21 protein-coding genes are annotated in these 23,058 nt (G+C 58.6%); 9 read left to right on the top strand and 12 right to left on the bottom strand.

What is annotated here, in order from left to right; genetic code table 11:
- The first annotated feature begins 28 nt into the window (after window positions 1–28).
- The 3 genes from algB to IEV54_RS05645 all read left to right on the top strand — a co-directional run bounded on the left by algB (window position 29) and on the right by IEV54_RS05645 (window position 3,836).
- Entirely contained in the window at window positions 29–1,375 is a 1,347-nt protein-coding gene (gene algB / locus IEV54_RS05655) for a sigma-54-dependent response regulator transcription factor AlgB (RefSeq protein ID WP_150276358.1), read from the top strand.
- Window positions 1,372–3,147, top strand: a complete 1,776-nt coding sequence (locus tag IEV54_RS05650) for an ATP-binding protein (protein WP_150276357.1) — start codon at window positions 1,372–1,374, stop codon at window positions 3,145–3,147. The genes algB and IEV54_RS05650 overlap by 4 nt, the downstream gene beginning before the upstream one ends.
- Window positions 3,148–3,239: 92 nt before the next feature.
- Window positions 3,240–3,836: a DUF4136 domain-containing protein gene (locus tag IEV54_RS05645; RefSeq protein WP_373286422.1), complete on the top strand. Its 597-nt coding sequence runs from the start codon at window positions 3,240–3,242 to the stop codon at window positions 3,834–3,836.
- 9 nt (window positions 3,837–3,845) lie between these two features.
- Here IEV54_RS05645 and IEV54_RS05640 read toward each other — a convergent pair whose 3' ends face one another.
- Both IEV54_RS05640 and IEV54_RS05635 read right to left on the bottom strand, forming a co-directional pair.
- Window positions 3,846–5,336, bottom strand: coding sequence for a helicase HerA-like domain-containing protein (locus tag IEV54_RS05640; RefSeq protein ID WP_150276356.1), 1,491 nt, complete (start codon window positions 5,334–5,336; stop codon window positions 3,846–3,848).
- Between the two features lie 80 nt (window positions 5,337–5,416).
- Window positions 5,417–5,965 carry a cupin domain-containing protein gene (locus IEV54_RS05635; protein WP_150276714.1) on the bottom strand — a complete coding sequence of 183 codons (549 nt, stop codon included), beginning with the start codon at window positions 5,963–5,965 and terminating at the stop codon, window positions 5,417–5,419.
- Between the two features lie 142 nt (window positions 5,966–6,107).
- On the opposite strand from IEV54_RS05635, the gene IEV54_RS05630 reads away from it, so the two are divergent.
- Entirely contained in the window at window positions 6,108–7,649 is a 1,542-nt protein-coding gene (locus tag IEV54_RS05630) for a bifunctional GNAT family N-acetyltransferase/carbon-nitrogen hydrolase family protein (protein WP_150276355.1), read from the top strand.
- On the opposite strand, the gene alr is transcribed toward IEV54_RS05630, so the two are convergent.
- From alr to IEV54_RS05615, 3 genes are all read right to left on the bottom strand, one after another.
- The gene (gene alr / locus IEV54_RS05625) at window positions 7,618–8,709 is read right to left on the bottom strand and encodes an alanine racemase (RefSeq protein WP_150276354.1); all 1,092 of its coding nucleotides are present in this window, start codon (window positions 8,707–8,709) and stop codon (window positions 7,618–7,620) included. The genes IEV54_RS05630 and alr overlap by 32 nt on opposite strands.
- A gap of 72 nt (window positions 8,710–8,781) precedes the next feature.
- Window positions 8,782–9,141, bottom strand: coding sequence for a RidA family protein (locus tag IEV54_RS05620; protein ID WP_150276353.1), 360 nt, complete (start codon window positions 9,139–9,141; stop codon window positions 8,782–8,784).
- Window positions 9,116–10,414, bottom strand: a complete 1,299-nt coding sequence (locus tag IEV54_RS05615; RefSeq protein WP_150276352.1) for a D-amino acid dehydrogenase — start codon at window positions 10,412–10,414, stop codon at window positions 9,116–9,118. Before IEV54_RS05615 ends, IEV54_RS05620 begins: the two co-directional genes overlap by 26 nt.
- Before the next feature lie 146 nt (window positions 10,415–10,560).
- Here IEV54_RS05615 and IEV54_RS05610 point away from each other — a divergent pair, with 146 nt between their 5' ends.
- Both IEV54_RS05610 and IEV54_RS05605 read left to right on the top strand, forming a co-directional pair.
- The gene (locus IEV54_RS05610; protein ID WP_150276351.1) at window positions 10,561–11,055 is read left to right on the top strand and encodes an Lrp/AsnC ligand binding domain-containing protein; all 495 of its coding nucleotides are present in this window, start codon (window positions 10,561–10,563) and stop codon (window positions 11,053–11,055) included.
- A gap of 61 nt (window positions 11,056–11,116) precedes the next feature.
- Entirely contained in the window at window positions 11,117–12,418 is a 1,302-nt protein-coding gene (locus IEV54_RS05605; protein WP_150276350.1) for an NAD(P)/FAD-dependent oxidoreductase, read from the top strand.
- Window positions 12,419–12,589: 171 nt separating this feature from the next.
- Here IEV54_RS05605 and IEV54_RS05600 read toward each other — a convergent pair whose 3' ends face one another.
- A complete protein-coding gene (locus IEV54_RS05600; RefSeq protein WP_150276349.1) occupies window positions 12,590–13,924 on the bottom strand; it encodes a ribonuclease J in 1,335 nt (444 codons plus the stop codon).
- Window positions 13,925–14,137: 213 nt separating this feature from the next.
- Here IEV54_RS05600 and IEV54_RS05595 point away from each other — a divergent pair, with 213 nt between their 5' ends.
- A complete protein-coding gene (locus tag IEV54_RS05595; RefSeq protein WP_188434334.1) occupies window positions 14,138–14,413 on the top strand; it encodes a TIGR03643 family protein in 276 nt (91 codons plus the stop codon).
- A 40-nt stretch (window positions 14,414–14,453) separates the two neighbouring features.
- Here the strand turns inward: IEV54_RS05595 and IEV54_RS05590 are convergent, their stop codons facing one another.
- Together IEV54_RS05590 and ada are read right to left on the bottom strand one after the other, a co-directional pair.
- Window positions 14,454–15,290 (bottom strand): PhzF family phenazine biosynthesis protein, encoded by an 837-nt coding sequence (locus tag IEV54_RS05590; RefSeq protein ID WP_150276348.1) that lies wholly within the window; start codon window positions 15,288–15,290, stop codon window positions 14,454–14,456.
- 102 nt (window positions 15,291–15,392) lie between these two features.
- The gene (gene ada / locus IEV54_RS05585; RefSeq protein WP_150276347.1) at window positions 15,393–16,505 is read right to left on the bottom strand and encodes a bifunctional DNA-binding transcriptional regulator/O6-methylguanine-DNA methyltransferase Ada; all 1,113 of its coding nucleotides are present in this window, start codon (window positions 16,503–16,505) and stop codon (window positions 15,393–15,395) included.
- A gap of 220 nt (window positions 16,506–16,725) precedes the next feature.
- Here ada and arsH point away from each other — a divergent pair, with 220 nt between their 5' ends.
- Both arsH and arsB read left to right on the top strand, forming a co-directional pair.
- On the top strand, window positions 16,726–17,442 hold the full coding sequence (arsH, locus tag IEV54_RS05580; protein ID WP_150276712.1) for an arsenical resistance protein ArsH: 717 nt from the start codon (window positions 16,726–16,728) through the stop codon (window positions 17,440–17,442).
- Between the two features lie 56 nt (window positions 17,443–17,498).
- The gene (arsB, locus tag IEV54_RS05575; RefSeq protein WP_150276711.1) at window positions 17,499–18,539 is read left to right on the top strand and encodes an ACR3 family arsenite efflux transporter; all 1,041 of its coding nucleotides are present in this window, start codon (window positions 17,499–17,501) and stop codon (window positions 18,537–18,539) included.
- Window positions 18,540–18,604: 65 nt separating this feature from the next.
- On the opposite strand, the gene phoU is transcribed toward arsB, so the two are convergent.
- From phoU to pstC, 4 genes are read right to left on the bottom strand one after another with little or no spacing between them, the layout of a single operon-like run.
- On the bottom strand, window positions 18,605–19,327 hold the full coding sequence (gene phoU, locus IEV54_RS05570) for a phosphate signaling complex protein PhoU (protein ID WP_150276346.1): 723 nt from the start codon (window positions 19,325–19,327) through the stop codon (window positions 18,605–18,607).
- Between the two features lie 30 nt (window positions 19,328–19,357).
- Entirely contained in the window at window positions 19,358–20,242 is an 885-nt protein-coding gene (gene pstB / locus IEV54_RS05565; protein WP_373286427.1) for a phosphate ABC transporter ATP-binding protein PstB, read from the bottom strand.
- Window positions 20,243–20,261: 19 nt separating this feature from the next.
- Window positions 20,262–21,536 (bottom strand): phosphate ABC transporter permease PstA, encoded by a 1,275-nt coding sequence (gene pstA / locus IEV54_RS05560; RefSeq protein ID WP_150276344.1) that lies wholly within the window; start codon window positions 21,534–21,536, stop codon window positions 20,262–20,264.
- On the bottom strand, window positions 21,529–22,917 hold the full coding sequence (gene pstC, locus IEV54_RS05555) for a phosphate ABC transporter permease subunit PstC (RefSeq protein ID WP_150276343.1): 1,389 nt from the start codon (window positions 22,915–22,917) through the stop codon (window positions 21,529–21,531). Before pstC ends, pstA begins: the two co-directional genes overlap by 8 nt.
- Between the last annotated feature and the right edge of the window lie 141 nt (window positions 22,918–23,058).

The raw sequence follows: 23,058 nt of genomic DNA, 5'->3' as shown, positions 1-23,058 counted from the left end.
CGGCAATATTCATTCCGGAGCGGGCAGCATGGAAACGGCAGATCACAATAGTGGGCGCATTCTTCTGGTAGACGATGAAGCGGCGATTCTGCGCACTTTTCGTTATTGCCTGGAAGATGAGGGTTATGAGGTAGCGACGGCGAGCAACGCAGCCAATGCGGAAACCGTTCTACGCCAGCAGGTTTTTGATCTGTGTTTCCTCGATCTGCGTCTTGGCGAGGACAGCGGTCTGGAGCTGCTTGCCACCATGCGCACCCAGGCCCCATGGATGGTGGTGGTGATCGTCACTGCGCATTCGGCCATCGACACCGCCGTGGATGCTATCCAGGCGGGTGCGTCGGATTATCTGGTCAAGCCCTGTAGTCCCGATCAGTTACGCATGAGTGCGGCCAAGCAGCTCAAGGTACGGCACCTTGCTGCTCGTCTGGAGTTGCTCGAAGGCCAGATCGGCCAGCCAGAACATGTAATTGAATCTCACTGCCCGGCCATGATGACCGTGCTTGATACGGCGCGTCAGGTAGCCATGACGGATGCCAATATTCTCATTCTTGGTGAGTCCGGAACGGGTAAGGGTGAACTTGCGCGGGCGATGCATGGCTGGAGTAAACGGGCGAAAAAGAACTTCGTGACCATCAACTGCCCCTCTCTTAGTGCAGACCTGATGGAGAGTGAGCTGTTCGGTCACACCCGCGGCGCCTTTACCGGGGCGAGCGAAAATACCCTGGGGCGCGTCAATCAGGCCGATGGTGGAACGCTATTTCTGGACGAGATAGGGGACTTTCCCCTGGCACTGCAACCCAAACTGCTGCGCTTTATTCAGGACAAGGAGTACGAGCGGGTGGGTGATCCGGTGACCCGTCGCGCCGATGTGCGGATTCTGGCTGCGACCAACCGCAACCTGCCAGAGATGGTCAGCGCTGGCGAGTTTCGTGAGGATCTGATCTACCGGTTGAATGTCATCACCCTGACCCTTCCGCCTTTACGCGATCGTCAGGACGATATAGTGCCCCTGGCAGAACGTTTTCTGTCGCGCTTTGTCAAAGATTACAGCACGCCTGCCAAAGCGCTCAGCGATCAGGCCAAGGTGGCGCTGCGCGGCTATCCCTGGCCGGGCAATGTAAGGGAGCTGCGCAATGTCATGGAGCGGGCGAGCATCATCTGTCCGGAAAAGCTGGTCGGGGTCAATCATCTTGGCTTTACCGGGCAGTCTGTCACCAATGCGCCACGAATCGGGGCAGAAATGAGCCTGGAGGAACTGGAAAAGGCGCATATTGCCAACGTGCTGGCCAACAGTGAGACGCTGGACCAGGCCGCCAAAACCCTGGGCATCGATGCTTCGACGCTGTATAGAAAGCGTAAGCAGTTGGCTTTGTGAAATTACGCAGCCGGCTATTTCTCAGCATCAGTGGCCTGGTGGCCGTCGCGTTGCTGGGTCTTGTGCTGGGGCTCTACAGCGTGCTGCATCTGACTCAAACCCAGAATGACGAGATGACCAGAAATCTGGGGGTCATCGAGAACAGTCAGGGTCTGGGTCACGAGTTGAGCAAACAGGTGACCCTGTTGCTTGCCGAGACCCTCGACCGGTCGGCATTGACCGCATCGGATGAGGCCTTTCAGCGGTGGCTCGACACTGCCGCCAGCAGCGCGACGAATCAGAGCGATCAACAAGCTGTCGAGGCGATTCGGCGTGACTACAGCACGTTCAGACGAATTCTCGACAGACCTTTTACAGAACGTAGTGCGTTGCTGCGCGATGATGAGCTCAGTGCCGCGATTGCGGCCATGCGCAGTCACATCAGTTCGGTGCAGACGCGCTATGTAGAGGGATTCCACCGTGACACTACCAAAACTGAGGATCGCGCGACCCTGATTGCCACCTTGCTCGGCCTGGTCATTGTGGCGGTATTGCTCATCGGGCTGATTACCGCCAATAGCATTGCCCAGCGTGTCGGCCGTCCGATCGAGGCGCTGGCCAGGGCGGCGGACCGGATAGGGCGGGGTGATTTTCGGGTCATGCTGCCGATTTCTCCGATTGCCGAGCTGGGTATCCTGAGCAGGCGCTTCGGATTGATGGCTGACTCGCTGCAGGAGTTCAGGAACAGCGATGTGGCCGCATTACAGGCTGAGCGCAAGCGTCTGCAGGCAGTGCTCGACAGTATGGATGGCGGCCTGCTGATATTTAATTGCAACGCCGAGTTGGAGCACATCAATCCGGTGGCACGCCGGCAGCTGGGTTGTGATGAGTCGCATCTCGGTCAGCGCCTGGGTGCGGTACTCGAATATCCGGAACTCGACGAGCAGTTGTCACGGGTGGTTCAGGGTCAGACACGTGAGGAGGGGGAGCAGGATCTGCAGGTAGTGGCCGGGGGCGAAACCCGGGTGCTGAGTTACAGCCTGTCCTCGGTCAGCAACGATGAAAGCCAGGTGATCTGCGCGGTGATGGTATTGCGCGATGTCACTACGCAGCGGGCATTCGAGCGGGTACGTAGCGAGTTCGTACTGAGAGCCTCCCACGAGTTGCGGACTCCCGTGGCCGGCATGCATATGGCCTTCGCCCTGCTACGCGAGCGCCTGAAGCTGCCAGCCCAGGGCCGCGAGGCAGACCTTGCCCAGACGGTGGATGAAGAAATGCGCCGGCTGGTATGCCTGATCAACGATCTGCTGAATTTTTCGCGCTATCAGAGCGGCTTGCAGAAGATCGAGCCGGGTACCTGCGATATCGAATCCCTGCTCCTGCAGTCTCATCACCGCTTCGCTAGCCAGGCGCTCGATCAGGAGGTGGATTTGCAGGTAGAACTTAAGGGGCCATTACCCGAGCTGGAAATGGATCAATTGAAGATCAGCCGCGTGCTGGACAACCTGATCGGCAACGCGCTGCGGCATACCAGCCCTGATGGACATATCAAGTTGCAAGCCGTACGCAGGGGTGAGCGATTGCTGATCCATGTCGAAGATGACGGCGAAGGTATATCCTACAGTCAGCAGTCCCGGGTTTTCGAGCCCTTCGCCCAGGTAGGCAACAAGCGCGGCGGGGTTGGTCTGGGTCTGGCCCTGTGCAAGGAAATCGTGCAGCTGCACGGTGGCACCATTGGCATGGAGTCGACTCCGGGCAAGGGCACCAGATTCACCATCTCCCTGCCGATATAGGGCCATCACACCCAGCACCAGGGGTGTGGAGGCACGAACCAACCAGGGGAATCCGGGTCTAAAGATTTATTCCGTCAACCGAGGAAACGCTCATGCAGTCCATGCAAGTACCTGCTTTCCGCCCCCTGGCACATCTCTTTCGTCATGCCCTTCTGGCAGGCTCTGCGTTGCTGCTGATCGCCTGTCAAAGCACGCCGGTGGAGCGTGATTACGATACCAGCCGGGATTTCAACCAATATCGAACCTGGGACTGGGCGGAGCCGGCCGTGACCTTCACGCCGCAGAATGATCCCCGGGTCAGTAGTGACCTGACACGCCAGCGGATTCTTCAGGCGGTCAGCGAGGGGCTGGACGCCAGAGGGCTGCGTACGGCTGATGATGCTGACCTTGAGGTTCAGGTAGACGTCATCAGCGAGGAAGAAGAGGATGAGGTAACCACGACCTTCGGCGGCTCTATCGGTTATTGGGGCTGGGGTTGGGGTGGTGGGCCCGCCTACACCCAGTCACGCTCGGTGGATTATCAGGTGCTGACCTTGCAGGTGGATCTGCGCGATGCGCGGGATGGCCAACTGGTATGGCGTGGCAGCGATCAGCAGCAGCTGTGGGACACCGCCGTGCCTCCGGCTGAACGGGAGCAGCAGATCCGCGAGATGGTCAATCGCATCCTGTCTGCTTATCCCCCCTATTGATGCCGCGCGCTAGCGACCTTTGAACGAACCCAGCAGGCCGCGCACGATGGCCCTGCCCAGTTGACTGCCGAGCGTGCGCATCGCGCTGCGCCCTACCGTCCCGGCCATGCTCTCCAATCCCGACTTGCGTCGGGAACGGGCGGGACGCTGTTCTTCCCGGGCCTCCTGCTGGGTCCTGGTCCTGGCGGTTTTTTCCGATAACGCCTGCTCTGTCTGGCGTAGCAGGATTTCATAGGCCGAGTCGCGATCCAGCTCCTGATCATAGATCCCCGCCAGAAAGGATTCATTGAGCAGGCTGTTGCGCTGGGGGTCGGTAATGGGGCCCATCTGACTGGCTGGCGGCCTGACCATGACTTTTTCCACCGGAGTGGGCACACCCTTGTCGTCCAGAACCGACACCAGTGCCTCGCCGACACCGAGTTCAGTGATTACCTGTTCGGTATCCAGCCCTGGGTTGGCCCTGAAGGTTTGTGCTGCGCTGCGGACCGCCTTCTGGTCGCGGGGGGTGAACGCACGAAGCGCATGTTGCACACGGTTGCCAAGCTGACCAAGGATCGCCTCTGGCACATCCAGCGGACTCTGAGTAATGAAATACACGCCCACACCCTTGGAGCGGATCAGCCGGACTACCTGTTCGATCCGGTCTGTCAGGCTCTTTGGCGTGTCCTTGAATAGCAGATGCGCCTCGTCAAAAAACAGTACGAAGCGTGGCTTTTCGGCATCGCCCACCTCCGGCAACTGCTCGAAGAGTTCCGATAGCAGCCATAGCAGAATGCTCGAATAGGCGAGCGGCGTATCCCGGTAGAGCCTGGCAGCGTGCAGGATATTTACCACGCCGCGACCCTGGTCGTCGGTCTGCAGAAAATCCTCCAGCGTTACCGCCGGCTCGCCAAACAGGCGCTCTCCGCCCTGGCCTTCAAGATTGAGTAATGAGCGCTGGATCGCCCCGATGCTGGCGGGCGAGATGTTGCCGTAGCGTGGACCGATCTCTGCACGATGCTGGTTGAGATGCGACAGCATGGCACGCAGATCCTTGAGATCCAGCAGCAACCAGCCGTTATCGTCTGCGACCCTGAAGAGAATCTGCAGTACACCGCTCTGAGTCTCGTTGAGGTTTAGCAGGCGCGCCAGCATGATCGGCCCGAAGTCGGCCATGGTCAGGCGTAGCGGGTGGCCGTGCTCGCCATAGACATCCCAGAATACCGTGGGCGCGCCACGCATCTGCAGGTCATCAAGACCAACTCGGGCAGCGCGTTGAGCCAGTTTGTCGCTCATCTTGCCAGCCAGGGCGATACCGGAGAAGTCACCCTTGATGTCGGGTACCAGCACAGGCACACCGAGATCGGAAAACCCCTGGGCGAGAACCTGCAAGGTGATGGTTTTACCGGTACCGGTAGCGCCGGCGATCAAACCGTGGCGATTGGCCATTTTCGGGCTGATGGCAACCGGTCGCTCGGCACTGGCTCCAATGAGCAGTTCAGGTGTGGCATGCCCGGACATGATTCAGCCTCCGATGGCCAGGGTGAAGAAAAACCGGTGCGACACACTTTTTACAGCCGCGCCGGCTGACTGTTTGGCGGCTAGAAATTGGCCGGGGTAGTAGCACTGACCAGTACGCAGGGTACTTCGAAGGGGTTGCGAAAGCGATGCGGTTGGCTGCTGTCGAAGTAGTAGCTGTCACCTGTATCAAGCACAAAGATTTCGCTGCCCACGGTGACCTCCAGCTGGCCCGCCACTACCGTGCCAGCCTCTTCCCCTTCGTGGTTGAGCATGTCCGGGCCGGTATCCGAGCCGGGCGGGTAGATCTCGTTGAGGAATGAAAAGGCCCGATTGGGATGGCCCTTGCCTACCAGCTTCATGGTGACTTCGCCGGAACCGATATCCAGCAGCTCGTCTGCGCGGTAGATCACCTTGCGTGGGCTGTCCTCATCAACCTCGAGGGAAAAGAAATCCACCAGGGACATGGGGATACCTGACAACACTTTTTTCAGCGAGCTGACCGAGGGGCTGACGCTGTTTTTCTCGATCATTGAGATAGTGCTGTTGGTGACACCAGCGCGTTTGGCCAGCTCACGCTGCGACAGGCCCTTGAGCTTGCGAATTGTTTTCAGGCGCGCACCTACGTCCAATAGCGGATCCTCCGGATAATTATCGTGGCAATAAATGAACCAAATCATTGCATGACTGTTCAGAATTTACAACGGACCCAAAGGGATGGTTGAACACCTGTTATGCTTGACCCAATGACAAATGAAAAGAGAGGCACGCAATATGGATCTTGAAGACCTGCATTTGACCTTGCGGACCCTGAAACCCAGCGATTACCCGCAGCTCAAGGTTTTGATGGACAAGGTCTACGACGACATCGGCGGTGCCTGGCCGAAAAAGACCATTAACCGCTTGATCAAGGACTTTCCCGATGGCCAATTGGCCATTGCCGATGGCAAGAAGCTCATTGGTGTGGCACTCAGTGTCATGGTCGATTACGACGTGTTTTCCGATCCGCACAAGTACGCCGATCTGATTGGTCAGACCGAGATCATTCCGAACAAGGAGGACGGCGATGCGATCTATGGTCTGGATGTGCTGATTGATCCGGAGTATCGCGGCCACCGTCTGGGCCGCCGACTTTACGAGGCGCGCAAGGAGCTGTGTCGGTCGCGTAATTTGCAGGCGATTCTGGCTGGCGGGCGTATACCGGGCTACCACGAGCATGCCGACGAGCTCAAACCGACCGAGTACATCGAGGCCGTGGACCGCAAGGAAATTCATGATCCGATTCTGTCCTTCCAGTTGGCCAACGATTTTCAGGTCAAGCGTCTGATGCGTCGTTATCTGCCCGAGGACAAGAAATCCATGGGCTACGCGACCTTGCTGGAGTGGAGCAACATTCTTTACGAACCCGAGGAACGGCTGCTCCAGACCAACCGTAACCAGGTACGAGTGGGTGCGGTGCAGTGGCAAATGCGTCGGTTCTCTTCGGTGGAAGCTGTACTCGAACAGGTCGAGTACTTTGTCGATGCGCTGTCGGACTACCAGAGTGATTTTGCGGTATTTCCGGAGCTGTTCAATGCCCCGCTGATGGGCCTGCGCGATCAGTCCGACGATATCGAAGCCATTCGCTACCTGAGCAGCTTTACCGAGCGTTTTCGCACGGAAATGCTGCGCATGGCGGTCAGTTACAATATCAACATCATTGCCGGCTCGATGATCGAGGAAGGTGAAGATGGCCGTCTGTACAACGTGGCCTATCTGCTGCGCCGTGACGGTACGGAAGAGCGTCAGGCCAAGCTGCACATAACACCCCAGGAGCGTCGTGACTGGGTCATCGAAGGGGGCGATGATCTCGCCGTGTTCGAGACAGACGCCGGGCGTATTGGGGTCCTGATCTGTTATGACGTGGAATTCCCCGAGCTTGGCCGTCTGCTGGCCGATCAGGATATGGATTTGCTGTTCGTGCCCTTCTGGACCGATACCAAGAACGGTTATCTGCGGGTGCGCCACTGCGCCCACGCAAGGGCAATCGAGAATGAATGCTACGTGGTGCTTTGCGGCAGTGTCGGCAACGTGCCCTCGATCGAGAACCTGGGGATCCAGTACGCGCAGTCAGCGGTATTCTCGCCCTCTGACTTCCCCTTCCCCCACGATGCGGTGCTCAACGAAACCACGCCGAATACGGAGATGATCTTCTTTTCGGACCTGGACTACACCCGGTTGAAGCTGGTGCGCAACGAGGGTTCGGTGACCAATCTCAAGGACCGTCGTACCGACCTGTTCAGCCTCAAGTGGCGGAAGCAGAAAAAGAAGAAGTGAAGCGCCGCGGTACACGGTTGAGATTGCAGAAAAGCTGATAGGCGATGGTGCCGGCCTGAGCCGCCACTTCGCTCGCATTCAATCCCGTGCCCCAAAGCCGCACCGCGCTTCCCAGTCCGCTGCCTGGCAGGTCAGTCAGATCCACGGTGAGCATGTCCATGGATACCCGGCCGATCAGTTGGCTGCGCTGGCCATCGATGAGTACTGGTGTGCCGTCCGGCGCGTGTCGCGGATAGCCGTCGGCATAACCCATGGCAACTACACCCATGCGCGTCGGCCTCGCCGTTATAAAGCGCGAGCCATATCCGATAGGCTCGCCCGGGGGCAGCTCTCTCACAGCAATGACCCTGGACTCCAACTGCATGACTGGCTGTAGCCGGTCCGCGTACTCCTGCGGAAAACCGAAGGGCGTGGCCCCGTAAAGCATGATGCCTGGGCGCAGCCAGTCATTGTGTGCCTGGGGCCAGGCCAGTACGCCCGGAGAATTGCACAGGCTGGCGGGCCCTTTGAGGCCTTCAGTGGCACGCATGAAGGTCGCCAGCTGTTCTTCGGTGCGACCGGTGTCCGGCTCGTCGGCCCGGGAAAAGTGGCTGATCCTGGTCAGGCTTGCAACCTGGGCGCTCGACGCTAGCTGGCGCCAGACCTTCGGATACTCTTCAGGTGCAAAACCAACTCTATGCATCCCACTGTCGAGCTTCAGCCAGATATGCAGCGGCTCAGTCAGCGTTGTGGTTAACAGGTTCTCTATCTGCCATTGGTCGTGAACCACCGCCCAGAGGCGATGCTCGGCGATCAGCGGTAGCTCACTGGCTTCAAACCAGCCCTCGAGCAGCAGAATGGGTTGGCTGATGCCGGCGGCCCGCAGCTCCAGCGCCTCCTCGATGCAGGCCACGGCGAACGCGTCAGCCTCGGGGGCCAGAGCCTGGGCACACTCCAGCGCGCCGTGGCCATAGGCGTTGGCCTTGATCACAGCAAAAACACGGGCATCTGACAGGCCCTTGGCGAGTCGGTAGTTATGCCGCAGGGCGTCAAGATCGATGAGAGCGTGGGCAGGGCGCATAGGGAGCTTCTTGTCGGCAGTCGCGGGGCTGGCCAGCCCCGCCAAAGGTGTAGATTATCAGACCCGGGTAGCTTACGGCACGGCGGCAATAACGGACATTTCGACGAGTATCTCCGGCTCACACAGCTTGGCCTCGACGGTGGCCCGTGCCGGCGCTGTGCCTGCGGGTAACCACTGGTCCCACTCGGTGTTCATGGCCTCGAAGTCAGCATCGATGTCTTTCAGGTAGATGGTGACTGACAGAATTCGGGTCTTGTCAGTACCTGCCGCGTCCAGCAGCTTCTCGATTTCGCCGAGTGTGCTCCGGGTCTGGGCGCCGGCATCCCTGTCCAGATAATCGTCGGCAGCTACCTGGCCTGCCAGATAGAGGGTGTTCTGATGAATGACAATCTGGCTCATGCGCTTGTTAGTGTGCTGACGCTGTATCGACATGCCGGCGAATCTCTCTGTTGGGTGTGTAACGGAAAAGGCCCAGCCCTTCAGTGCTGATGGCCGGTGTGCGTGCGCTGACCAGGTCTGCCAGTAATTGGCCGGAGCCGCAGGACATGGTCCAACCCAGTGTGCCATGTCCGCTGTTGAGAAACAGGTTGCGCCGCGGTGCGGCGCCGATTACTGGGGTGCCATCGGGTGTCATCGGTCGGAAACCAGTCCAGAACGTGGCCTCCTCGAGGTGGCCGCCGCCGGGGAACAGGTCACTTACCACCATCTCCAATGTGGCCCGACGCTTGCCTTGCAGGCTGGCGTCAAAGCCGGTCAGTTCGGCCATTCCACCCACGCGAATGCGGTCGGCAAAGCGGGTCATGGCTACCTTGTAGGTTTCATCCATCACGGTGGAAACGGGTGCCTTGTCGGCGTCGGCTACCGGCAAGGTCAGGGAATAGCCTTTGACCGGATAGACCGGTAGGGCAATGTTCAGCGGCTTGAGCAGCTGGGGCGCATAGCTGCCAAGGGCCAACACATAGCTGTCGGCGCGCATGATGCCGTGGCCCGTTGCCACACCGGTGATGCACTCACCATCGTCGAGTAATCGGTTGATCGTGCAGTCGAAGTGAAACACCACGCCCAGCTCCCGGCATTTGTCGGCCAGCCGTGTGGTGAACAGATGGCAGTCACCAGTCTCGTCGTTGGGTAGCAGCAACCCACCGACGATCTTGTGGGCGCTGTTTGCCAGTCCGGGCTCATGGGCTACACAGCCAGCCCGGTCGAGCAGTTGATAGGGTACGCCGCAGTTCTCCAGCACCTGAATATCCTTGCTCACCGCATCCAGTTGCTGTTGAGTGCGAAACAGCTGGAGTGTGCCCTGCTCCCGGTGCTCGTATTCCACGCCGGTATCACGGCGCAGTTGCACCAGGCAGTCGCGGCTGTATTCGGCCAGGCGCATCATCCGGCTTTTGTTGACCGCATAGCGCGCCTGGGTGCAGTTGCCCAGCATCTGCATCATCCAGCGGTACTGGTGTGGGTCTGCAGTCGGATTGATGGCAAGGGGCGCGTGTTTGGCGATCATCCATTTCAAGGCCTTGACCGGGACGCCGGGCGCCGCCCAGGGGGACGAATAACCAGGGGAGATCATGCCCGCGTTGCCGAAGCTGGTTTCCAGGCCGGCGCCGGGCTGGCGATCGATCACCGTGACCTGATGCCCGGCGCGCGCCAGATACCAGGCGCTGGTAACCCCGATTACGCCGCTACCCAGAACCATTACGTGCATGTCCGCCTCCTGTCCCACCGTCAAATAGTCATTGTCCACATGGACGATATTGCTATTCTAGGGGCATCAACCTGCAGGCTTGGTTCGAATAATCATGAGTTTGCAGAGTAATATTCTGTCTGACACCTCAATAACAGGAATTAATCTTGAAAACACGCAGAGCCTCCAGCCGGGAGCTGGACAAGATCGATCGGCATATCCTGCGTTTGCTGCAAAACGAGGGGCGTATGTCCTATGTGGATCTTGGTGAGCGTGTGGGTTTGTCCACCACGCCATGCATGGAGCGGGTAAAGCGGCTTGAGCGGGAGAAATTCATTCTCGGTTACGGCGCTCGTCTTAATCCGCAAAAGCTCGAAGCGAGCCTGCTGGTGTTTGTCGAGATCAGCCTGTCTTCGAAGTCGGCGGATATTTTCGATGAGTTTCGCCGGGCGGCTATCAAACTGCCCCACGTGCTGGAATGCCATCTGGTGTCAGGCGACTTTGACTATCTGATCAAGGCCCGGATTTCCGAGATGGCGTCCTATCGCAAGCTGCTGGGTGACATTCTGCTCAAGCTGCCAGGGGTGCGCGAGTCCAAGAGTTATATTGTCATGGAAGAGCTTAAGGAGAGCCTGGCGATCCCTGTACCTGACGCCGATTAGTGTTTATGCTAGTGTCAATTTTAATTTACATTATTTCGTAATATATCAAACGGACGCCGCCATGCTCTCCCAATCGCCGCAACTCACTCCAGTCCCTTCCTGGTATCGCGCCACTACCAATGTCGACCTGACCTGCCCGCCACTCGCCGGTGCGGTAGAGGCCGACGTCTGTATCGTGGGTGGCGGCTTTACCGGGGTCAACACTGCAATCGAGCTGGCCGAGCGCGGGCTCAGCGTGGTGCTGTTGGAAGCCAGCCACATCGGTTGGGGCGCCAGTGGTCGCAATGGTGGGCAGCTGATCCGCGGCGTGGGCCACGGGCTTGACCAGTTCACCAATGTGATCGGCGCCCAGGGCGTGCGCGACCTCAAGCTGATGGGCCTGGAGGCGGTGCAACTGGTCAAGGGCCGGGTCGAGCAGTACGCCATCGACTGCAATCTGGTCTGGGGTTATTGCGATCTGGCCAACAAGGCCCAGCATATGGATGACTTTCAGGCCGACAAGGAGGAACTCAGGTCCCTGGGCTACCAGCATGAGATGCGCCTCATTGCCCGTGAGGATATTCGCCAGGTGGTAAATTCGGATTTCTATGTCGGTGGCATGACCGACATGGGCTCGGGGCATCTGCACCCGCTCAATCTGCTATTAGGTGAGGCCGCGGCTGCCCAGCAACTGGGCGTGCAACTGTGCGAAAACTCTCGGGTCACGCGCATCGAGCATGGATCGCGGGTCAAGGTACACACCGCGGGCGGGACGGTAACAGCCGGCCAACTGGTGCTTGCCGGCAATGCCTACCTGGGTGATCTGCAGCCGCAACTCAGTGGCAAGGTGTTGCCTGCGGGCAGCTACGTGATCGCCACCGAACCCCTGGGCGAAGACTTGGCCCGCAGTCTGATCCCGCAGAATATGGCGCTGTGCGACCAGCGTGTCGCACTGGATTATTACCGGTTGTCTGCAGATAACCGGCTGATCTTTGGCGGCGCCTGCCACTATTCGGGGCGCGACCCCAAGGACATAGCCGGCTATATGCGGCCCAAGATGCTGCGGGTCTTCCCTCAGTTGGCGCAGACAAGAATCGAATACCAGTGGGGCGGCATGATCGGCATCGGTGCCAACCGCTTGCCACAGGTCGGCAAACTCGCTGATCACCCCAACGTTTTCTACGCCCAGGCCTATGCAGGCCATGGTATCAACGCCACCCACCTGGCTGCCAAACTGCTTGGCGAAGCAGTGAGCGGGCAGGCCAGTCATGGCTTCGAGCTGTTTGATCGGGTGCCGCACATGACCTTTCCCGGTGGCAAGCATTTGCGCGCACCCTTGCTGGCGCTGGGTATGGCGTGGGAGCAGATGAAAGAGGTGTTCTAGAGCAGCGGCAAGCGGCAAGCGGCAAGCCTCAAGCTAAAAGCTGGAAGCTTAAAGCAGTCCGAGTCCATCCGATTTTTTTGTAGCCGTAGTGGGGCAAGTTCTTGACGGCCATGCCCCCAACGCGATCCTGTTAACACTTGCAGCTTGCAGCTTGCAGCTTGCAGCTTGCAGCTAGCGCTGTATTTCCACCAGCCCCCAAGGCAGGGTTCCGATCTTGCGCGGCTGTCCGCTCAGGTCGATCAAATCGCCATTGGAGGGCAGCAGGCCCTGCAGGCCCAGGCTGCGGCCGAAATCCAGATGCGCCTGTTGGTGATAATTCTCACCATGCACAGGCAGCAGATACCTTGCCTTCAGCCAACCGTATAACTGACGCAGATCTTCCTGGGGCGGATGGCCGGAGGCATGGATCGGCGCCATATCGTCGTCGATTACGTTCACGCCCTGGGCTTTCAGGCCCGCCTTGATGCGTGCCAGGGCTTCCTCGTTGCCGGGAATCAGACGCGAGGAAAACAGCACGGTGTCGCCGGGATCGAGGGTCAGGTGCGGGTGGTTACCGCTGGCCAGCCTGGCGAGTGCGGCGGCGGGTTCGCCCTGACTGCCGGTGCAGATCCAGAGCTGTTGCTCACGGGGCAGATAACCAAGCTCCCAGGGTGAGATGAAACCCGGGCGGGTTTCCAGGTATCGTTCTGCACGCCCGGCCGCTTGCATCGTGAGCAGGCTGCGGCCCAGCAAGGCGGCATAGCGTCCGGCGTCGAAAGCAATATGGGTGAGACTTTGCAGGCGGGCGAGATTGCTGGCGAAACAGGTGACAATTACACGCTGGCTGCAGGGGCGGATCGCATCCTGAAGTCCGTTCTGCACCTCGGCCTCGGAGCGGCTGGCACCCCTGTTGGGCGCGTTGGTAGAGTCACCGATGATCACATCCACCCCTTCACGGCCCAGGGCCTGGAGCCGGGCCTGGGCCGTGAGCTCGCCAACCAGCGGCTTGGAGTCGAGCTTCCAGTCGCCACTGTGATAGAGGCGCTTGCCGGCCACATCCAGAACGATGGCGTTAGATTCGGGAATCGAGTGTGTGACCGGAATCCACTCTGCCTGGAAGGCACCAATACCGACAGGTTCCAGAGGCTTGATTTCATGCAGGCGCGGCCATTGCTGCTTCGGGTCGAGCTTGTTACGAATCAGTCGGGCGGTAAATCGGGTGGCGTAAAGGGGGCAGTCGAGTTTTTGCCAGAGGTGCGCGATAGCGCCAATGTGATCTTCGTGACCGTGGGTAATCAGCAGTGCAGATAACGTGATGTCGTACTGCTCCAGCGCTGCCAGGCTGGGCACTGAAACCATGTTGTTGCCCCCGGGTGCAGCTGAGAGAGCAAAACCGCAATCTACGGCAATCCACTGGCCTGCAGAGCCGAAAAGGTAGAAGTTGGCGCCAAACATTCCGGCCCCACCCAGTGCCAGAAAGAATGGACCGGGCTGACGGTGCAGTTGGTCAAAGGTGGGGCTGGGCATTGAGTCCTCCGCTGGGGCATGTGCATTGAGCTTAACAGCCTCGGGCGATGGCAGGCCAGCGAAGGGCGGCACGATTGCGGCAGGATTTTTCACTGCCAACAATCGACAGGTTTCAGCGCTTGGGTATGTAGCCTTTTGACATATCTTGGCGTGGCGTATCTGGGCCTTTGGTGATTCAATCCTACGTAGTCAATCCGTGCCTTGAGAGCCACAATGTCGCAGTCTGCAGAACCAATTACCAGATCATTCGAGCCCGCTGATTCTTCCCGCATCATCGAAATGGCCTGGGAAGACCGCACACCCTTTGAAGCCATTGAAACCCTCTACGGGCTCAACGAGTCGGGCGTCATACGTCTGATGCGACGCGAGCTCAAGCCCGCCTCATTCCGACTCTGGCGAGCCCGCGTTGGTGGCCGTGTCACCAAGCATGCGGCGTTGCGTGACCCCTCCGTCAGCCGCGCTTATTGTCCTACGCAATACAAGCGCTGATTCATCCACGCCTGTTGCAAGGTGGCTTGCGTGGCGACTATCAGATGCACACCGCGCCGCTAATGATCGGCTGAACCTGCCCGCCTACCCAGGTGACTTCCGCTTCGCGCTCTATCCAGACTCGGCCGCGCCGCCCAATGACCGTTCCCTGGCTGGCGCTATAACGTGCCGGTAGTATCCCCTCGGGGATCAACCACTGGGCGAGACTGGCGTTGAGGCTTCCAGTGACCGGGTCTTCGGCGTATTCGCCGCCCATGAATGCACGTACTTCGACGTCGGCTTCTGCATCCGCGCCGCCCCAGGGTCCTATGACGCCGAGATTGAGCCCGTCCAGTGTAGGGTAATCTGCGCGCAGACTCAGTACCTCGTCCCGTGACGAAAGCATTATGGCGACCCAGCCAGGGCCATTGTCTACCCAGTTGCTGGCAATAATGCGTGCCTCGTCGATACCCAGCCCCCGGGCGATCTGCTGCAAAGTGGAGCTATCGACAGCCCCGCTACGGACCAGCGGCGGGGCGGCGAACGCCAGGCGATGATAGTTATCGCGGATCTCTACCAGCCCGGCAGCGCACTCCTGAATGATCCGGTCTCCGTGCGGTTTGCCGCCGTCACTCAGCCACACATGGCAGGAACCCAGGGTTGGATGGCCCGCGAAGGGCAGCTCGCGTTGAGGAGTGAAGATCCGTACTCGATAGTCAGCCTGCGTTGTGGTTGGGCGCAGCAAAAAAGTCGTTTCACTCAGGTTGGTCCAGCGTGCGAAGGCCGCCATCTGGGCGTCGGTCAGATCATCGGCATTGCTGACAACAGCCAGGGCGTTGCCTTCCAGCGGCTTTTCAGCGAAGACATCGACCTGTTGGAAAGGAAAAGAGCGGGGCATGCAAGTCACCTGGTTGGTTTGCTTCTGGCCTGCGATCATAGCCAGGCCGGGCGCGCCACGTACAGGTACAGATCACCGATAAAACACCGAGCGCTGGGGTCTTCAGGTCCCTGATGGCGCCTCTGGAGCACCGGATGAGGAGGCATAATCTGTCTCGCGTTCCAGCAGCACGCGCTTGCGCTCAATACCCCAGCGGTAGCCTGATAAACCACCGTCCTGGCGGACCACGCGGTGACAGGGTATGGCAAGAGCGATAGCGTTGGCACCGCAGGCCCGGGCGACCGCCCGTGCCGAGGTGGGCTGGCCGATATCGCGGGCCACCTCCGCATAGCTCATTGTCTGGCCACATGGAATGGCGCGCAGAGCCTGCCAAACGCGCTGCTGAAAGGCGGTGCCGCGCACGTCCAGGGGCAGATCCAGGCCTTTTGCCGGGGCTTCTACCAAACCCACTACCTGGGCCACAACGCGTTCATAGTCTTCGTCCGCACCAATCAGGCTGGCTGCGGGGAAGCGATCCTGCAGATCGCGGATCAGTTGCTCGGGGTCATCACCCAGCGTCACGCAAACAATACCTCTGGCACTGGAAGCCACCAGAATCGCTCCGAGGGAGGTGTCACCGACCGCAAAGTGCAGTTGTTCACGGGGGCCACCGGCGCGATAGGTCATGGGGGTCATGCCAAGAGCTCTGGTTGATTGTTGGTAGAAGCCACTGAAGGAATTGAAGCCCGCAGCAAACATTGCTTCGGTGACGGATGGAGCCTGTTCGAGCTTCTGTCGCAAGCGGGCTTCACGCCAAGCCCGGGCATAAGCCTTGGGTGTAATGCCGGTGACGGCCTTGAAGGTGCGATGAAGATGGCTGGCACTCATTCTCAACTCGCATGCCAGCTGATCCAGGGTCAATGAAGCCCCACTGCCCTCAAGGAGACGACAAGCTGCGGTGACCAGGGCGCTATCCTGTTGGCGCCGTGTGGGGGCGTCAGGGCTGCAGCGCAGGCATGGGCGACAACCGGTGGCCTTGGCGGCTGCAAGGGAATCATGGATACGCACATTCTGCGGGTTGGCCATCCGTGATGGGCATGATGGCCGGCAGTAGATACCGGTAGTAATTACCGAGTACCAGAACAGGGAGTCAGCCGCGGAATCCCGCGCGAGCACTTGTTGCCATCTGGGGTCGTCGGCGGTGCTGATGGGCCCGCCTGGATGGGGTTCGTTCATTGCGTGAGCAGCCGGTTGCCTGGTGTCAGTTTCATTCTAGCGACCGGGCGAGCAGGAGACATGCCGTTTCTTGCTTTCAAATTGAAAGTGGCATACTGCTGCCCGGTGGCGAGCGTTCGGCAATAGGCAGTTGATGAGTACAATGAAGATCCTCGCCATTGTCCCTGATGAAGTCTTCCGGCTGGCGCAGACGCATATTTATCTGAAAAGTGACCAGAACATGAAAGATCAAAGCTTACCGAACATTGATGCGGAGCATTTCTCGGCGCCCTCGTCAGAGTCTGTATTCGCAGACCGGCCCTCAACGCATCGGCCGCGTATCCTGCTGCTGTATGGATCACTGAGAGCCCGTTCGTTCAGCCGGCTAGCGGTAGAAGAAGCCGCCAGACTGCTGCAAGCCATGGGCGCCGAGACACGTATTTTCGATCCGCGCGGCTTGCCACTTCCAGACGCCGAAGAAGCAACCCACCCCAAGGTGCAGGAGCTTCGCGATCTGGCTCAATGGTCCGAGGGCATGGTCTGGTGCTCGCCGGAGCGGCATGGAGCCATGACCGGTATCATGAAGGTGCAGATTGACTGGATACCCTTGTCCGTGGGCGCGGTGCGACCGACACAGGGCAAGACGCTTGCCCTGATGCAGGTTTCCGGTGGGTCCCAGTCCTTCAATGCGGTGAACCAGATGCGCGTGCTGGGTCGCTGGATGAGAATGGTGACTATCCCCAACCAGTCGTCGGTACCCAAAGCGTTTCTGGAATTTGATGACAACGATCGAATGAAGCCTTCAGCGCTATATGACCGTGTGGTTGATGTGATGGAGGAGCTGGTCAAGTTTACCCTGTTGGTGCGTGATCGAAGTGCCTACCTGACCGACAGGTACTCCGAGCGCAAGGAAAGCGCGGAAGAGCTATCCAGCCGGGTCAACCAGAAAGCCATCTGAGGAGTCATCACGTGGGTAACAATACCGTCACGGAACACGAAAACCCCTCTGCGAGCATGGGGTTCTTTGAGCGTTATTTAACCATCTGGGTGGCACTGGCCATCATGGCGGGCGTGGCGCTGGGGCAGCTTGCGCCGGTAGTGCCGGAAACGCTGTCGCGCTTCGAATATGCGCAGGTGTCGATTCCCGTCGCCATTCTGATCTGGGCGATGATCTTTCCGATGATGGCTCAAGTGGACTTCAGCGCCGTCAAAGGCGTTGGAAGGCAGCCCAAGGGGCTGGTCATCACGACCAGCGTCAACTGGCTGATCAAGCCGTTTTCCATGTTCCTGATTGCCTGGTTCTTCTTCACCATTGTTTTCGCACCATGGATATCCAGCGATTTGGCGAGCCAGTATCTGGCTGGCGCGATTCTGCTGGGCGCTGCGCCGTGCACAGCCATGGTGTTCGTGTGGAGTTATCTGACGAGGGGAGACGCGGCTTACACCCTGGTTCAGGTGGCAGTGAATGATCTGATCATGCTGGTGGCCTTCGCGCCGATTGTGGTGCTGTTGCTGGGTATATCGAACATCAGCGTGCCATGGGACACCGTTATTCTCTCGGTGGTGTTGTACATCGTGATCCCCCTTTCGGCCGGATATATAACGCGGCGAACGCTGATCAAGCGCAGGGGCAAGGACTGGTACGACGGTGTATTCATGAAGCGTCTTGCGCCGATGACGCCTATCGGGTTGATCATTACCCTGGTCCTGTTGTTCGCGTTCCAGGGCGAGGTTATCGTGAACAATCCCCTGCATATTCTGCTCATTGCCATACCCTTGACGCTACAGACCTTTCTGATTTTCTTCATCGCTTACGGGTGGGCGAAGGCCTGGCGTGTGCCACACAAGGTCGCAGCTCCGGGAGCCATGATTGGCGCCAGTAATTTCTTTGAGCTTGCGGTAGCCGCCGCTATCGGCCTTTTTGGGCTTCAATCGGGCGCAGCCTTGGTGACGGTGGTCGGGGTATTGGTAGAAGTGCCGGTGATGCTGATGTTGGTAAGAATTGCGAATGGAACGCGCAATTACTTTCCAGGCGCTACAACAAACGGGGAGTGATCTGGTGGCTACCAACATACCGGCGAGGTCCGCCGGTATGTTGATGCTTCAGGCTATTGCGTTGCTCAACGACCTACGACTTTCTCTGCTTCTTCCACTGGGGTATGGCGTACGTCTTCGCCCTTGACCATGAAGATCACATTCTCGGCGATATTGCAGGCATGGTCACCGACGCGCTCGAGGGCGCGCAGAACCCACATCACCGACATGCAGCGGGATATATTACGGGTATCTTCCATCATGAAGGTAAGCAGGGTGCGGGTAGCAGCCTGGTACTCCTCGTCCACGCGCTTGTCTTCCTTCATGATTCGCAGTGCCTGATTCGAGTCCAGGCGGGCAAAGGCGTCCAGTGCATCACGCAACATGCTCAGCACATGATCGCCTATGTGCCGCACTTCCAGATAGCCCCGGGGTGCCTGGCCTTCGTCAGCCAGCTTGATTGCGAACTTGGCAATTTTCTTCGCTTCGTCACCTACCCTCTCCAGATCGGCGACCATCTTGATAACAGCAATAACCAGACGCAAGTCCCGTGCGGTGGGCTGTCGACGGGCGATGATCAGCGTCGCCTCCTCGTCGATATCCATTTCCATGCGGTCGACGCGCTTGTCACCGGCGCGCACTTCTTCGCCTAACGGTCCATCACCGTTGATAAGTGCCTGGATGGCCTGGTCGACCTGGGACTCGACCAGGCCGCCCATTCTCAGAAACTCGGTTTTCAACTCCATCAGTTCATCATTGAACTTGTTCGAGATGTGATCGCCGTAAACATCGTCTTTTTTATCTGTCATAACGCTCTCCAATGTTTAATCAGCTCAAGCTTAGCCGAAGCGACCAGTGATGTAGGATTCAGTCAGTTGATGCTCGGGAGCAGTGAACACCTTGGTGGTCTCGTTGACTTCCACCAGGTGCCCCAGGTGGAAAAATGCAGTCCGATTCGACACCCGGGCAGCCTGCTGCATGGAGTGGGTAACGATTACGATAGTGAAGCTTTCCGACATCTCGGCGATGAGCTCTTCCACCTTGGCAGTGGCGATCGGGTCGAGGGCCGAACAGGGTTCATCCATCAGGATGACCTCAGGGCTCACAGCGATGGCGCGAGCGATACACAGGCGTTGCTGCTGACCGCCCGACATGCCGGTAGCCATGCCATGCAGACGATCCTTGGCTTCGTTCCACAGGCCTGCCTTGCGCAGGCTGCTCTCGACAATTTCATCCAGATCGGCCTTGCGATTGGCCAGGCCGTGAATGCGTGGGCCGTAGGCGACATTGTCATAGATCGACTTGGGAAACGGGTTGGGCTTCTGGAATACCATGCCCACACGCGCCCGCAGCTCTACAACATCGTTCTTGGAGCGATAGATATCCTCGCCGTCCAGCAGCAGCTCGCCCTTTACCCGGCAAATGTCGATGCTGTCGTTCATCCGGTTAAGGCAGCGCAGGAAGGTCGACTTACCGCAACCCGAGGGCCCGATAAACGAAATCACCTCGTTGCGACCAATGTCCAGGCTGATGTTCTTGATGGCCCGTGCGTCATCGTAGAAAACTTCCACGTTCCGCAGCTTGTACTTCGGGTCATCAGCAAAGGGAGCGCCGACGGTTTTGCCGTCTTCGATAATCGTATCCTGGGGGTTGCTCTTGTCCACTGCGTGTTCCTGTTCGTGTTCCTGTAGAGCAAGTTCGTCAGCTGCAATGCTTGGGTTCATAGTGGTCATGTCTATCTCCTTACCAGCGACGCTCGAGCCGCTTACGCAGCCAGATTGCCATTGCATTCATACTCATCAGGAAGGCCAACAGCACCATGATGGCTGCAGACGCGCGTTCAATAAAGGCCAGCTCGGGGCTGCCTGCCCACAGAAATACCTGAACCGGTAGTACCGTGGATGCATCGAAGAAACCCTCGGGGACTTCCACGATAAAGGCCACCATGCCAATCAGCAGTAGCGGCGCGGTCTCACCAAGCGCCTGGGCCATGCCGATGATCGAACCTGTCAGCATGCCTGGCATGGCCAGTGGCAAAACGTGGTGCAAGGTCACCTGCATCTTGGAGGCACCAATACCTTCTGCCGCTTCCTTGACCGAGGGCGGAACGCTCTTGATTGCCGCGCGGCTGGAAATGATGATGGTTGGCAGTGTCATCAGTGTCAGCACCAGGCCCCCGACAAAGGGTACAGACCGGGGCATGCCGAACAGGTTGATGAATACCGCCAGGCCGAGCAGACCGAAGATGATCGAGGGCACGGCCGCCAGGTTGTTGATGTTGACCTCGATAAAGTCAGTCAGCTTGTTCTGTGGAGCAAACTCTTCCAGATAGATTGCTGCTGCAACCCCAATCGGGAAGGACAGCACCAGAACAATGAACATGGTCAGCAAGGAACCGACGATGGCACTGAGTACACCGGCCCGGGCAGGATCACGTGAGTCGCCACTGGTAAAGAACACGTCATTGAAGCTGCTTTCGATCATGCCCCGTTCCTGCAGGTCATCCACCCAGCCTTGCTGCTCCTCGGTGAGTTTGATCGAGTAGGCACTGTCACCCTGGTGCTTCACGTAAACATCGACGTCGCTGTGGGCCAGAAAGGTGATGGTCTGCGTAGTGCCCATCCACTCGGGATTCTCGGTCAACTCATCACGCAGCTGGTTCGAGGCGTAGGGGTTGACCAGCTTTCGCAGAGCGTTGCGATCTTCGGTGGTCGCCTGGGGAAGTGTTTCGGCCAGAGCCGCAACCAATGGCGCCACGAAATCCGCCATTTGCACCTGCGTAGGATCAGTCGGGTCGTCAAGGAACAACACCTCCGAATCCATGGTGACATCCAGGGTAATGGTGGTTTTCATGAAACCGGTATAGCCCTTGCCGATGATGTCAGCGAACAGGATGAAGAGAAAGGTCAGGGCTATGGCAATCGCGAGGATGCCATAGGCACGGAAACGCATCTCCTTGCGATACCGACGCTTCAACGATTTGCGGACAATGTCCGCCTGGGAGGTTTGATTAGTCATACTGTTCCCGGTATTTGCGGACAATTTTCAGTGCAATGACATTCAGCACCAGTGTCGTGAGGAAGAGCATTGCGCCAAGGGCGAACGCGGCCAGTGTCTTGGCACTGTCGAATTCCTGGTCGCCGATCAGCAGGGTGACGATCTGCACTGTCACGGTGGTTACGGTTTCCAGTGGATTGGCTGTCAGGTTGGCAGCCAGGCCCGCGGCCATGACCACAATCATGGTTTCACCGATCGCCCGTGACACAGCCAGCAGAATGCCGCCCATGATCCCCGGTAGTGCGGCGGGGAAGATCACCTTTTTCATTGTCTCGGACTGGGTAGCACCTAGTGCCAGGGAGCCATCACGCAGGGTTTGTGGTACTGCGTTGATGACGTCGTCCGACAATGAGGATACGAAGGGGATGATCATGATGCCCATTACCAGTCCCGCTGCCAGGGCACTCTGGGATGAGGCTTCAAGCCCGACGGAGGTGGCTACATCGCGAATGAAGGGAGCCACAGTCAATGCCGCAAAAAAGCCGTAGACCACCGTTGGCACACCCGCGAGCATCTCGAGCATCGGCTTGATCACGTTGCGGACATTCTTGTTGGCGTACTCGGACAGATAGATAGCCGACAGCAGGCCCACGGGCACCGCTACCAGCATGGCGATCAGGGAGATAAGCAAGGTACCGGTAAATAGCGGGATCATCCCGAAAGCACCTGCTGAGCCGACCTGGTCCGCGCGCAGCGCTAATTGCGGGCTCCAGGAAGTACCAAGGAAAAACTCCCAGAAGGGTACGCGGTTGAAGAAACGCACCGTTTCGAAGATCACCGAAAATACAATGCCCATGGTGGTCAGAATGGCCACGCCGGCACAGCTGAAAAAGAACCAGCGTAGTGCTGTTTCTACCTGCTCGCGGGCATTCAGCAGCGGGCGAATTCGTACCCAGCCGAGAAAGCCGGCCAGTGCCGCAATCGAGATTACCAGTGCGTTCATATACAGGGTGCTGTTTGCACGCATCTGCAGCAGGACTTCGGCAGCTTCAGCCAGCTCCGGATCGACAAATCCGGCTGGCAGGGCGCCACTGGCCACGTTACTGATCTGGCTCATCATCAGACTGGCCTGGCCCAGGGAATCCGGAATCATTTCCGGGGGCAGGGTGCCGATGACGATCAGTTGGATGACCTTGCCTTCGAAGCCGGCCCAGAGTGCCAATATGATCAGTGCAGGTACGCCGCACCATATGGCTGCCCTGGCGCCGTAGTAAGTAGGCAGGGACTTGAGATGTTTGATACCGCCCAGTGGCTTGGCCAGGGCGCGTGACCTCGTGTAGCCGAGCCAATACGCAATCAGCGCCAGCACACAGGTGAGAATTAGCAGGTTACCGGGTTGCATATCGTTTCCTGTCGACCGTACATGAGTCTGTAAATGCTACCGGCTAACCGGCTTTACAGCACGTGTTTCGTCTTGCATTCAGAACGCAAAAAAGTGCGAGGCCAGCGGCCCCGCACTTGTTCATCGCCAGCAGGCGCCAGC

Source organism: Halopseudomonas salina, from assembly GCF_014637955.1.
GTDB lineage: Bacteria > Pseudomonadota > Gammaproteobacteria > Pseudomonadales > Pseudomonadaceae > Halopseudomonas > Halopseudomonas salina.
Note: the sequence above shows the minus strand (reverse complement) of the source record. Positions and strands in the feature narration are given on the sequence as shown.